Consider the following 13013-nt stretch of genomic DNA (forward strand, 5'->3'; position numbering starts at 1 on the left):
GTGAGTCAACGCCGTTTCCGGCGCTCCCGCTGGCTCTGGCTGCCGGGAGCGCTGCTGCTGCTTTGGGTGGCGGTGGTCATCGCCGACAGGCTGTGGCCGCTGCCGCTTAATGAGGTCAGTCCTGCCCGCGTGGTGGTTACCGAAAACGGGACACCGCTGTGGCGCTTTGCTGACGCCGAAGGCATCTGGCGCTACCCGGTCACCATCGAAGAGGTCTCGCCACGCTATCTTCAGGCGCTGATCCAGTATGAAGATCGCTGGTTCTGGACGCATCCTGGCGTTAATCCGCTCTCTATTGCCCGCGCCGCCTGGCAGGATCTGACGTCCGGCAAAGTGGTGTCGGGTGGCAGCACCCTGACCATGCAGGTGGCGCGGCTGCTCGATCCGCACTCACGCACGCTCGCAGGTAAGATCCGTCAGCTCTGGCGGGCGCTGCAACTGGAATGGCATCTTTCAAAACGTGAAATCCTCACCCTGTATCTCAACCGTGCGCCGTTCGGCGGCACATTACAGGGCGTGGGGGCAGCAAGCTGGGCCTATCTGGGGAAATCCCCGGCGCAGTTAAGTTACGCTGAAGCGGCGCTGCTTGCGGTGCTGCCTCAGGCACCGAGCCGCCTGCGACCCGACCGCTGGCCGGAACGTGCTCAGGCCGCGCGCGATAAAGTGCTCGACAGAATGGCGCAGCAGGGCGTGTGGTCAGCGCATCAGGTACAGGAATCCCGCGAAGAACCGGTCTGGCTGGCACCCCGGCAGATGCCGCAGCTTGCACCGCTGTTCTCCCGCCTCGTCGCAGGCAAAACGAAAAGCGACAAAATCGTCACCACGCTGGACGCGGGGCTGCAACGTCAGCTTGAAGATATGGCGCTTAACGTGAAATCCCGCCTGCCGCAGCGCAGTTCGCTGGCGATGATCGTCGTCGATCACACCAGCATGAAAGTGCGCGGCTGGGTGGGATCGGTGGATATCAACGATGACACCCGCTTTAGCCACGTGGACATGGTCAATGCGATCCGATCGCCGGGATCGGTGTTAAAACCCTTTATCTACGGGCTGGCGATGGACGAAGGGCTGATTCATCCGGCCTCGCTGCTTCAGGACGTGCCCCGTCTGACCGGAGATTACCGGCCCGGCAACTTTGATTCTGGTTTTCATGGCCCGATCAGCATGAGTGAAGCGCTGGTGCGCTCGCTCAATCTCCCGGCGGTGCAGGTGCTGGAGGCTTACGGACCGAAGCGCTTTGCCGCCCGGCTGCGTAACGCCGGATTGCCGCTCATCTTACCCGCCGGGGCTGAGCCAAATCTGTCGCTGATCTTAGGCGGGGCAGGCGCGCGGCTGGCGGATATTACCGCGGCCTACAGCGCCTTTGCCCGCCACGGAAAAGCAGGCGCATTACGCCTGCAGCCGTCAGATCCTCTCACCGAGCGACCGCTGCTTTCAGAGGGTTCCGCGTGGATTATCCGCCGGATCCTCGCCTCGCAAGCTCAGCCGCTGCCCGATGCCACGCTCACGCAGGTGGTGCCACTGGCCTGGAAAACCGGCACCAGCTATGGCTACCGCGACGCGTGGGCGGTGGGCCTTAACGCCCGGTATGTGATAGGGATTTGGGTCGGCAGGCCCGATGGCACCCCGGTGGCCGGACAGTTTGGTTTCGCCAGCGCCGTGCCGCTGCTCAATCAGGTCAATACGCTGTTGCAGGCGCAATCCGTCGTCGGGCAGGGAAGGCAGCCGGTCGATCCGCGTCCGGCGTCGGTTACCCGCGGCGTGATCTGCTGGCCTGGCGGGCAAAGTCTGCCTGAAGGCGACAGTAACTGCCGCCGTCGTCTTTCGACCTGGCTTCTGGACGGCAGTGAACCGCCCACGCTGTTACTGCCGGAACAGGAAGGGATGAAGGGGATTCGTTTTCCCGTCTGGCTTGATGCTGACGGAAAACGCGTGGCGGCGGATTGCCCGGATGCGCGTAAAACAACCCTGGATGTCTGGCCTTTACCGCTGGAGCCGTGGTTGCCGCCCTCTGAACGACGCGCTGCAAGATTGCCTGCGCCATCCTCCGTGTGTCCGCCGATGCACAACCAGGATGCGCCGCCGCTGATCCTTTCCGGCCTCCAGGAAGGTGCTGTCATCAAGCGCCCGCCGGGTCAGCAAAGCGTGGCTTTACCGCTGCGCACCCTCGGCGGAGAAGGCCGACGCTGGTGGTTTCTGAATGGTGAACCGGTCGACACGATGCGTAACACACTTACCCTGACGCTAACGCAGTCGGGTGCGTATCAGTTAGTCGTCATGGACGAAGCGGGGCAACTGGTCACCGTGAATTTTGAGGTCAGCCTGTAATGAAATATTTTCAGTATTTATATTACATCAATTAATATTTTTAAAATGATTGAATTATTATTTTTATATAAATGAGAATTATATTATTAATTAATAATACGACTAACGGAGTAGTTTGATAAATATCAACGGTACATTTCATTTAAAAAGGGAGAATACATTCTTTTTTGAAGGAATGTAGTGTGAAAAAAATACAATGCCAACGGGATGATGGCCTCGTCTCTATTTCCCGACGAAACTTCTTACAGGCAAGTTCCGCTCTGGTTACTTTGCCTTTCCTGTCCACTACTGCGCAGGGCAGCACGCCCGACGCGGTAGTGGGCGAACAAACACCGCCGGAAAAAATTGTGCAAACGTGCAGTACGTTTGACTGCGGGGGTAAATGCGATATTCGCGCTCATGTGAGTGATGGTGTGGTAACGCGTATTTCAACGCGGCCGGATAATGAACTCGATCCGCAAATGCCGGTAATGCGCGCCTGTGTTCGTGGTCGCGCCTACCGGAAATTTGTTTATCATCCTGACCGGCTGAAATATCCAATGAAACGCGTCGGCAAGCGTGGCGAAGGAAAATTCGAACGTATTTCCTGGGATGAAGCCACCACGCTTATTGCCGGTAAATTAAAATCCATCACCGAAAAATATGGCGCATCCTCACGTTATGTTCATGTGGGAACAGCGGTTTCCGGCGGCACCTTTTCCGGCGATGTGATGGTACGCCGGCTGCTGAATTTAACGGGCGGGTACCTGCAAAGTTACCATTCCGTCAGCATGGGTAACACCGCCGCCGCCACTCCTTATACTTACGGTACCGCCGCCAGCGGCAGTTCACTGGATACGCTGCTTGATACCAAACTGGTGATTTTGTGGGGCCATAACCCGACGGAAACCATTTTTGGGCATACCAACCATTATTTTCAGCGGATGAAGCAAAACGGCACGCGCTTTATCGTCGTCGATCCGCGCTATTCCGATACCGTTTCTTCGCTGGCGGATCAGTGGATACCGTTACTGCCTACCACCGATAACGCGCTGATGGACGCGATGATGTACGTCATCGTCACTGAAAACCTGCACGATAAAGCGTTTATTGCGCGGCACGCTATTGGGTTTGATGAAGCCTCAATGCCGGAAGGCGTCCCGGCGAATGAATCGCTGCTGGCGTATCTGACAGGCGCGAAAGACGGCATCGTGAAAACGCCGGAGTGGGCGGAAAAGATCACCCATGTTCCGGCGCAAACCATTCGCCAGCTTGCGCGTGATTACGCCACCACCAAACCGGCGGCGTTGATTCAGGGCTGGGGCCCGCAGCGGCATAACTGCGGCGAGCGTACCGCGCGCGGTTCAACGCTTCTGGCGACCATCACCGGTAATGTCGGCGTTAAAGGCGGCTGGGCGGCAGGCTACGGCGGCTGCGCTAACCGTAAATTTACCGTTGGCCCGGAAATGCCTGAGAACCTGGTAAAAGCACAAATCTCCGTGATGAACTGGGTGCAGGCTGCCGATGATGCCAGCAAAGTCACCGTCGATGATGGTCTGAAAGAAGCGAAACAGCTCGACAGCAACATCCGCATTCTCTTTTCCCTTGCCGGAAACTACCTCGCCAACCAGAACCCCGATCTGCACCAGGCGGTGCGCGTGCTGGAAGATGAATCAAAAATTGAGTTCATCGTGGCAAGCGATCTGTTTATGACCCCCAGCGCGAAATATGCCGATCTGCTGCTGCCAGAAACCAGCTTTATGGAGCGCTGGAACATCGGCGAAACCTGGGGTACGGCAAGTTATCTTATCCTCTCTGAAAAACTGATTGAGCCGGAATTTGAACGGCGGTCTGACTACGAGTGGCTGCGGGAAGTGGCGGCAAAGCTCAATGTCGAAGCCGAGTTCAGCCAGGGGCGCGACGAAAAAGCCTGGATTGAGCATATCTGGGAGCAAACCCGCCTGGCGATGCCCGATGAGAAACTGCCGGATTTCGCCACCCTGCAAGTCACCCGTCAGCATCTGTTTAAAAGCGCGCCCTGGGTGGCCTTCGAAGACAATATCCGCGACCCGGAGAATCATCCGTTCGCCACGCCTTCCGGGAAAATCGAGATTTTCTCAAAGCGCCTGTACGACATGCATCACCCGGAAATCCCGGCGTTGTCGCACTACGTGCCTGCCCACGAAGGGCCGGAAGATACGCTGGCAAAAGACTTCCCGCTGCAATTGATTACCTGGAAAGGGAAAAACCGCGCCAACTCCACGCAGTACGCTAACCCGTGGCTGATTGAGGCGCAGCAGCAGAAGCTGTGGATCAACCCACAGGATGCACAAAAAAGAGGCATTAATCAGGGCGATAGCGTGAAGATCCATAACGCTCGCGGCATTTGCCAGATCCCGGCAGAAGTGACGCCGCGCATTATTCCAGGCGTGGTGGCAATGCAGGCCGGAGCCTGGTGGCAGCCGGATGAAAAAGGCGTGGATAAAGGTGGTTGCGCTAACGTACTCAGCTCGGCGCGCATCACGGCGCTGGCAAAAGGGAATTCACATCAGACGATGCTGGTGGAGGTTGAAAAAGCATGAGTCAGTTCAAACAATACGCCCCGGTGAGCGAAAAACAGCTTGGATTTTTTATCGATTCCTCGCGTTGCTCAGGGTGCAAAGCCTGTCAGGTCGCCTGTAAAGATAAAAACAATCTGGACGTTGGCCGCCGTTTTCGCCGCGTGTATGAAGTCAACGGCGGGAGTTTTATCCCCACCGGGCAGGGCGGCGTAAGCCAGAACGTGTTCGCCTATACGCTCTCGATTTCCTGTAACCACTGCGACGATCCGATTTGCACCAAAAACTGCCCGACCACCGCCATGCATAAACGTCCGGGCGACGGCATTGTGCGCGTGGATACCGACAAATGCGTGGGCTGCGGTTACTGCGCCTGGTCCTGTCCTTACGGCGCGCCGCAGCTTAACGAGCAGACCGGGCAGATGTCGAAATGCGATTTTTGCATCGATTTACAGGCGAAAGGCGAGCAGCCGGTTTGCGTGGCAACCTGCCCGCTTGAGGCAATCAAATTTGGTCCGGTTGATGAACTGCGTGCCAAATATGGCAGCGTGTGTGAAGTGAAAGGGCTGCCGGATGCGTCCGTGACAAGGCCCAATCTGGTGATCAAAGCGCATCAGGGTGCGGAAAAGGAGGGCAGCCGTCATGCATGAGTTACCGTTGCTGATTTTTACCCTGTTTCTGCAAGGCTCGGTCGGTATCACGCTGTGGCTGGCTTTCAGACATACCACGCTGACGCCAGGCAACGATCTTCGCCGTAGTCTGTTGCCGGTAGCGGCCGGGGCGTTTGTGATGGCTGGTTTAGGGCTGATGGCCTCGGCGCTGCATATGGGCTACCCGCTGAATGCGTTTAACGCGCTGCGTCATGTGGGAAGCTCGTGGTTAAGCCGCGAAATCATCTTCGCCAGCCTCTATCTGGCCGCCCTTGGATTAGCCACGCTGCTGCTTTTCACCGGTAAACCCGGCTGGAAAACGCTGTTGATCCTGGCGGCGGTACTGGGGCTGGTGGATGTGTTCTGCATGGCGCAGATTTATATGCACACCTCGGTTGTCACCTGGCAGCATGTGAATACGCTGGTGCTGTTTATCAGTACGGTGGTGATCCTGGGTTCTGTCGTGGTTTCGCTGGTGTTTCAGGCCCGGCGCGCGGTTATCTACGCCGTAGCGCTGATCGCACTGTTCGTCCTGCTTCGCCTGCTGATCCAACCGCTCTGGCTGGCGGATGTGACGGCGGTGGGCAATACGGTGGTCACCTATGCTCATCAGCCACTGGCAATGCTGGCGCAATTGCGCGGCGTGCATCTGTTCAGCCAGTGTATCTCCGTTGCCGGCATGCTTTGCTTCGCCGCAGGCGGCCTGAAGCGGGCGAACGGGCTGATGGTGACGGGCTGTGCGTTGCTGATCGCAGGTGAAATTATGCTGCGCTTCGTCTTTTTCTGTATCGGCTGATGGTCAGACTGACCTTTGATCCGGCGGTGAACGTAAAGCAGTCATGCGTTCGCCGCCGCTATCGTTATGCTTCCTGTCGTGCCTGCGCGGATGCGTGTCCTGCGCAGGCATTTTCTTTCTCAGGGCTGATCGCGGTTGATCCGCAGCGCTGCATTGAGTGCGGCAACTGTCTTTTTGCCTGCCCGGTTGAGGCGATCGAGGGTATTGCGCCGGTCAAACGTTATCGACGTGGCGATACGCTGGCTGGCCCGTTTTCCACGCTTGCGCCCGTTACTGAAGAACTGCTTCTCTGGCATCGCCAGTTCGGGGTGCGCTTTGTCGCCATGGATCCGCAACAGTCGGCGACATGGATGATCGCTATTGCCCGTCTTAACCTGCGGCTTCGGCAGTACGGTGAGCCGGAATGGGCTTTCGTGCCGCCGTTGCAGACCGGTATCAATGCGTCGCGCCGAACGCTGTTTCATGCGCCGCGTGAAGATGCCGCCGCCTGCCGCGTTGCGCCGGGAAAACGACGCTTACGCGAGGCCTTTCCGCTGATGAGCGATGTTGAACTCACGCTTGATGATTCACGCTGCGAGATGTGCGGGGCCTGCTGGCGCGCCTGCCCGGAACAGGCCATCCGGTTTCAGGGCAGCGACATGGTGATTGAAACGGCCCGCTGTACTGGCTGTGGCATATGTACTGCAGTATGCGGGCATCAGGCGCTGCGGCTTGAGGAGTGTATTGCCCCGGCGCGCGTTGAGAAATTTGGTGCACATGCACGCACCTGCACCGACTGCCAGCGTTCGTTCTGGTCACTCGATCCGCATAAAGAGCGCTGCGGACTGTGTGAGAAGCATCAGTTTGGCATGCGTCTGTGAATGCTGTTGCTAAAACTCGTCTTATTTTAAAAAAATGTTACCTTCGTCCATGGTCAAGATCGCACTTGCTCTCTATAATTCGCGCCAACTCATACACAAGTATGCCTACCCTAAATAATTCGAGTTGCAGGAAGGCGGCAATTGAGCGAATCCTCAGGAGCTTACATAAGTAAGTGACTGGGGTGAACGAAAGCAGCCAACGTACATGCAACGTGAAGTATGACGGGTAAAAACAACAGAACATCATCCAGAGGTAATCATGGCTATTGAACGTACTTTTTCCATCATCAAACCAAACGCGGTGGCAAAAAACGTTATTGGAAGCATCTTTGCGCGCTTTGAAGCGGCAGGTTTCAAAATCGTAGGCACCAAAATGCTGCATCTGTCCGTTGAACAGGCTCGCGGTTTTTACGCTGAGCACGACGGAAAACCGTTCTTCGACGGTCTGGTTGAATTCATGACTTCCGGTCCTATCGTGGTATCCGTGCTGGAAAGCGAAAACGCTGTGCAGCGTCATCGCGATCTGCTGGGTGCAACGAACCCGGCTAATGCGCTGGCAGGCACCCTGCGCGCTGACTACGCTGACAGCTTCACCGAGAACGGCACCCACGGCTCCGATTCTGTTGAATCTGCCGAGCGCGAAATTGCTTACTTCTTCGCAGAAGGCGAAGTTTGCCCGCGTACGCGCTAATCATTTATTTCATAAATGTCACGCGCAGGCATGGCATCCATGCAGTAGAATTTGTACAATGCAACGCCCCAGGATGAGCACCTGCTCTCCGGGGCGTTTCTTTTTAACCCTCCACGGGCCATAACGTGTAATAACGAGGCCGGAATACATTATGTCTGAACAAACTGTTACGCCTGAAATCGTCGTCCCGACGGTCCCTAATAAAGACGCCAAAGTAAACCTGCTGGATCTGAACCGTCAGCAGATGCGCGAATTTTTCAAGAATATGGGTGAAAAACCCTTCCGCGCCGACCAGGTGATGAAGTGGATGTACCACTATTGCAGCGATGATTTTGACGAGATGACCGACATCAATAAGGTGTTGCGTAATCGTCTGAAAGAAGTCGCGGAAATCCGTGCGCCTGAAGTCGTTGAAGAGCAGCGTTCTTCTGACGGCACGATCAAATGGGCTATCGCCGTGGGCGATCAGCGCGTTGAAACGGTTTATATCCCGGAAGACGATCGCGCCACGCTGTGCGTTTCTTCTCAGGTCGGCTGCGCGCTGGAATGCAAATTCTGCTCGACCGCCCAGCAGGGCTTTAACCGTAACCTGCGCGTCTCTGAAATCATCGGCCAGGTATGGCGCGCGGCGAAAATTGTCGGCGCGGCCAAAGTAACAGGCACACGTCCTATCACCAACGTGGTGATGATGGGGATGGGGGAACCGCTGCTCAACCTGAACAACGTTGTACCGGCGATGGAAATCATGCTTGATGATTTCGGCTTTGGCCTGTCCAAACGTCGCGTGACGCTTTCCACCTCTGGCGTGGTGCCGGCTCTGGATAAACTCGGCGATATGATCGACGTGGCGCTGGCGATTTCTCTGCATGCGCCGACCGACGAGATCCGCGATGAAATCGTGCCGATCAATAAAAAGTACAATATTGAGACGTTCCTTGCCGCCGTACGCCGTTACCTTGAGAAGTCCAACGCTAATCAGGGACGCGTGACCATTGAGTACGTGATGCTCGATCACGTTAATGACGGGACGGAACACGCGCATCAACTGGCTGAATTGCTGAAAGATACGCCTTGCAAGATCAACCTGATCCCATGGAACCCGTTCCCGGGCGCGCCGTATGGTCGCAGCTCAAACAGCCGGATTGATCGTTTCTCGAAAGTGCTGATGGAATACGGCTTCACCACGATCGTGCGTAAAACGCGCGGTGACGATATAGATGCAGCGTGCGGGCAACTGGCAGGCGACGTCATCGACCGCACCAAGCGTACAATGCGTAAACGCATGCAGGGTGAACCGATTGCGGTTAAAGCGGTCTGACACCCGTGTCTGCGCGGTATGTTCTCTGTACCGCGCAGCATAATTATGTTGAATGCATCGCTTGAAACTAACTGTGTAGTCAATAATTACGGTGCGTTTCTGTCGTGATTGAGGCAGTATGTAACGATGGAACAACAGTTTAGCCAAAAGGGTGAAAGCTGTTCTGTTATCGTCAGGCTGACAGTTTTATACTGTCCGACTATGGTTAACTGACCCTGAAGTTTCGCGGTGCGGGTGAGCATTGTGAGTCACCGGCACCTCATTTTTACATTTCACGTACCAGCAGTTGTAGCGAATGAATACTGAAGCCACTCACGACCAAAATGCAACTCTATCCACTGGCGTTCGTCTGCGTAGCGCCCGTGAACAACTCGGACTCAGTCAACAGGCGGTAGCGGAACGCCTGTGTCTTAAGGTTTCCACCGTTCGCGATATTGAAGAAGATAAGGCACCTGCCGAATTAGCTTCTACCTTCCTGCGAGGCTACATCCGTTCTTATGCTCGTTTAGTGCATATCCCGGAAGAAGAACTGCTGCCAATGATGGAAAAGCAGGCCCCGATCCGTGCGGCAAAAGTTGCCCCGATGCAGACTTTTTCTCTGGGAAAACGGCGTAAAAAACGCGATGGCTGGCTGAGCACGATTACCTGGCTTATCTTCTTCGTGGTGCTTGGCCTTACCGGGGCATGGTGGTGGCAGAACCACAAGGCCCAGCAGGAAGAAATCACCACGATGGCCGATCAATCCTCGGCTGAGTTAAACGCGAACAATACCGACGCACAAAGCGTGCCGTTAAATAACGAACCGACGGATGCGCAAACGCTCACCGGTACTGAACCTGCCGATGTGACAGCGCAAACTGCACCGGCACAAAGCGCTCCGGCGCAGCAGCCCGCGTCGGCAGCGACTACCCCGGCAACGCCTGCGGATACCAGCGCACAAAATGCCGTGGTTTCTCCTTCTCAGGCTAATGTCGATACGACCAATGCCAACGCATTGCCAACCGATCAGGCGGGTGTGAATGCTACGCCTGCTGCCGATCCGAACGCACTGGCGATGACCTTCACCGCCGACTGCTGGCTGGAAGTGAGCGACGCAACCGGTAAAAAGCTGTTCAGTGGTATTCAGCGTAAAGACGCAAGCCTTAATCTGGCAGGGCAGGCACCGTACAAACTGAAGATTGGTGCGCCGGCTGCCGTTCAGATCCAGTTCCAGGGTAAACCTGTCGATCTGAGCCGTTTTATCAGAACTAACCAGGTTGCGCGACTGACCCTCAATGCCGAACAATCAGCAGCACAGTAACAGACGGGCAACGCGGGAGATTTTTCATGCATAATCAGGCCCCTATTCAACGTAGAAAATCAACACGTATCTATGTTGGTAATGTGCCGATTGGCGATGGTGCGCCTATCGCCGTACAGTCGATGACCAACACCCGCACGACGGATGTGGAAGCGACCGTGAATCAAATTAAGGCGCTGGAGCGCGTGGGGGCCGACATCGTGCGCGTCTCCGTGCCGACCATGGATGCGGCAGAAGCCTTCAAACTGATCAAACAGCAGGTCAATGTACCGCTGGTCGCTGACATTCATTTCGACTATCGCATTGCGCTGAAAGTGGCGGAATACGGCGTCGATTGCCTGCGCATCAACCCTGGCAACATTGGTAATGAAGAGCGTATCCGCACGGTAGTGGATTGCGCCCGCGATAAAAATATTCCTATCCGTATCGGTGTTAATGCCGGGTCGCTGGAAAAAGATCTGCAGGAAAAGTACGGCGAGCCCACGCCACAGGCGCTGCTGGAATCCGCAATGCGCCATGTTGATCATCTCGATCGCCTTAACTTCGATCAGTTCAAAGTCAGCGTAAAAGCGTCGGATGTTTTCCTGGCCGTAGAATCGTATCGCCTGCTGGCAAAGCAGATCGATCAGCCTCTGCATCTGGGGATCACCGAAGCCGGTGGCGCGCGCGCAGGCGCAGTAAAATCCGCTATTGGCTTAGGACTGCTGCTTTCAGAAGGCATCGGCGACACGCTGCGTATTTCTCTGGCTGCCGATCCGCTGGAAGAGATCAAAGTGGGCTTTGATATTCTGAAATCGCTGCGTATCCGCTCGCGTGGGATCAACTTCATCGCCTGTCCGACCTGCTCGCGTCAGGAGTTTGACGTGATTGGTACGGTTAATGCGCTGGAACAGCGCCTGGAAGATATCATCACGCCAATGGATGTCTCTATCATCGGTTGCGTGGTGAACGGTCCTGGCGAAGCACTGGTTTCCACGCTGGGCGTGACGGGCGGTAACAAGAAAAGCGGCCTGTATGAAGATGGCGTGCGTCATGGCCGACTCGATAACGACGACATGATCACGCAGCTTGAAGCCCGCATCCGCGCCAAAGCATCCATGCTGGACGAAGCTCGCCGCATTGATGTCCGGGAGCTTGAAAAATAACGCGACTGGGAAGCGGTTGTCTTCCCGTGTATGATTGAACCCGCAACGCGCCCGTCACATTCGGGAGGGCGTTGAGGGTTCATTTTATATTTATAAAGAGAATAAACGTGGCAAAGAATATTCAAGCCATTCGCGGCATGAACGACTATCTGCCTGGCGAAACAGCCCTGTGGCAGCGCATTGAAGGCACCCTTAAGAATGTGCTCGGCAGCTACGGTTACAGTGAAATCCGTTTGCCGATTGTAGAGCAGACCCCGTTATTCAAACGCGCGATCGGTGAAGTCACCGACGTCGTTGAAAAAGAGATGTACACCTTTGATGACCGCAATGGCGACAGCCTGACGCTGCGTCCTGAAGGCACCGCGGGCTGCGTGCGTGCGGGCATCGAACATGGTCTCCTCTACAATCAGGAGCAGCGCCTGTGGTACGTCGGGCCGATGTTCCGCTACGAACGTCCGCAAAAAGGACGTTATCGTCAGTTTCATCAGTTGGGTTGTGAAGTCTTTGGTCTGCAAGGGCCGGATATCGACGCCGAGCTGATCCTGCTTTCGGCGCGCTGGTGGCGTGCACTGGGCATTTCTGAGCACGTTACGCTTGAGCTCAATTCTATTGGTTCACTGGAAGCCCGCGCTAATTACCGCGATGCGCTGGTGGCTTTCCTCGAACAGCATCAGGATAAGCTGGACGAAGACTGCAAACGCCGTATGTATACCAACCCGCTGCGCGTGCTTGATTCTAAAAACCCGGATGTACAGGCCCTGTTAAACGATGCGCCTGCGCTGGGTGATTATCTTGATGATGACTCGCGCGAGCATTTTGCCGGTCTGTGTTCATTACTTGAAGCGGCAGGCATTGCTTACACTGTGAATCAGCGCCTGGTGCGCGGTCTGGATTACTATAACCGTACGGTCTTTGAATGGGTCACCAGCAGTCTGGGATCGCAGGGAACCGTCTGTGCGGGCGGTCGTTATGATGGCCTCGTTGAGCAACTGGGCGGTCGTGCTACCCCGGCTGTCGGTTTTGCGATGGGCCTCGAGCGATTAGTTTTGCTGGTTCAGGCAGTTAATCCGGAATTTAAAGCGGAATCCGTTGTCGATATATACCTGGTCGCGTCGGGCACCGATACACAGTCAGCGGCATTACAACTGGCTGAACAGGTACGCGATGCGTTACCTGGCGTTAAGTTGATGACTAACCATGGCGGCGGTAACTTCAAGAAGCAGTTCGCCCGTGCAGATAAGTGGGGCGCTCGCGTCGCACTGGTACTGGGTGAATCCGAAGTCGCTGACGGCAATGTTGTGGTGAAGGATTTGCGCTCCGGTGAGCAAGTTACGGTGACGCAGGATGGCGTTGCGGCGCATTTGCGCACCTTACTGGGCTAATCTTCC

The 13013-nt window shown here is 55.8% G+C and carries 10 protein-coding genes; all 10 read left to right on the forward strand.

Annotated elements, in window-relative coordinates:
* The 10 genes from pbpC to hisS all read left to right on the forward strand — a co-directional run bounded on the left by pbpC (position 1) and on the right by hisS (position 13007).
* On the forward strand, positions 1–2328 hold the full coding sequence (pbpC, locus tag BM373_RS00345; RefSeq protein ID WP_090458150.1) for a peptidoglycan glycosyltransferase PbpC: 2328 nt from the start codon (positions 1–3) through the stop codon (positions 2326–2328).
* A gap of 182 nt (positions 2329–2510) precedes the next feature.
* Positions 2511–4889 carry a DMSO/selenate family reductase complex A subunit gene (locus tag BM373_RS00350; RefSeq protein ID WP_090458152.1) on the forward strand — a complete coding sequence of 793 codons (2379 nt, stop codon included), beginning with the start codon at positions 2511–2513 and terminating at the stop codon, positions 4887–4889.
* Positions 4886–5515: a DMSO/selenate family reductase complex B subunit gene (locus BM373_RS00355; protein WP_090458154.1), complete on the forward strand. Its 630-nt coding sequence runs from the start codon at positions 4886–4888 to the stop codon at positions 5513–5515. Before BM373_RS00350 ends, BM373_RS00355 begins: the two co-directional genes overlap by 4 nt.
* A complete protein-coding gene (locus BM373_RS00360) occupies positions 5508–6311 on the forward strand; it encodes a dimethyl sulfoxide reductase anchor subunit family protein (protein ID WP_090458155.1) in 804 nt (267 codons plus the stop codon). The genes BM373_RS00355 and BM373_RS00360 overlap by 8 nt, the downstream gene beginning before the upstream one ends.
* Positions 6311–7171, forward strand: a complete 861-nt coding sequence (locus BM373_RS00365) for a 4Fe-4S binding protein (RefSeq protein ID WP_090458157.1) — start codon at positions 6311–6313, stop codon at positions 7169–7171. The genes BM373_RS00360 and BM373_RS00365 overlap by 1 nt, the downstream gene beginning before the upstream one ends.
* Before the next feature lie 259 nt (positions 7172–7430).
* Positions 7431–7862 (forward strand): nucleoside-diphosphate kinase, encoded by a 432-nt coding sequence (gene ndk / locus BM373_RS00375; protein ID WP_090458160.1) that lies wholly within the window; start codon positions 7431–7433, stop codon positions 7860–7862.
* 151 nt (positions 7863–8013) lie between these two features.
* On the forward strand, positions 8014–9180 hold the full coding sequence (locus BM373_RS00380) for a dual-specificity RNA methyltransferase RlmN (RefSeq protein WP_090458162.1): 1167 nt from the start codon (positions 8014–8016) through the stop codon (positions 9178–9180).
* A 295-nt stretch (positions 9181–9475) separates the two neighbouring features.
* Positions 9476–10480 (forward strand): cytoskeleton protein RodZ, encoded by a 1005-nt coding sequence (gene rodZ / locus BM373_RS00385; RefSeq protein WP_090458165.1) that lies wholly within the window; start codon positions 9476–9478, stop codon positions 10478–10480.
* 26 nt (positions 10481–10506) lie between these two features.
* Positions 10507–11625 carry a flavodoxin-dependent (E)-4-hydroxy-3-methylbut-2-enyl-diphosphate synthase gene (ispG, locus tag BM373_RS00390; protein WP_090458167.1) on the forward strand — a complete coding sequence of 373 codons (1119 nt, stop codon included), beginning with the start codon at positions 10507–10509 and terminating at the stop codon, positions 11623–11625.
* Positions 11626–11732: 107 nt separating this feature from the next.
* Entirely contained in the window at positions 11733–13007 is a 1275-nt protein-coding gene (hisS, locus tag BM373_RS00395; protein WP_090458169.1) for a histidine--tRNA ligase, read from the forward strand.
* Positions 13008–13013: the final 6 nt, after the last annotated feature.

Source organism: Enterobacter sp. kpr-6 (assembly GCF_900116015.1).
In the GTDB taxonomy this organism is placed as follows: Bacteria; Pseudomonadota; Gammaproteobacteria; order Enterobacterales; family Enterobacteriaceae; genus Enterobacter_D.

Coding starts and splice junctions, on each gene's coding strand:
- ndk (WP_090458160.1), top strand. CDS start 7,431: ATGGCTATTGAACGTACTTTTTCCATCATCAAACCAAACGCGGTGGCA.
- ispG (WP_090458167.1), top strand. CDS start 10,507: ATGCATAATCAGGCCCCTATTCAACGTAGAAAATCAACACGTATCTAT.
- BM373_RS00355 (WP_090458154.1), top strand. CDS start 4,886: ATGAGTCAGTTCAAACAATACGCCCCGGTGAGCGAAAAACAGCTTGGA.
- BM373_RS00365 (WP_090458157.1), top strand. CDS start 6,311: ATGGTCAGACTGACCTTTGATCCGGCGGTGAACGTAAAGCAGTCATGC.
- rodZ (WP_090458165.1), top strand. CDS start 9,476: ATGAATACTGAAGCCACTCACGACCAAAATGCAACTCTATCCACTGGC.
- BM373_RS00360 (WP_090458155.1), top strand. CDS start 5,508: ATGCATGAGTTACCGTTGCTGATTTTTACCCTGTTTCTGCAAGGCTCG.
- BM373_RS00380 (WP_090458162.1), top strand. CDS start 8,014: ATGTCTGAACAAACTGTTACGCCTGAAATCGTCGTCCCGACGGTCCCT.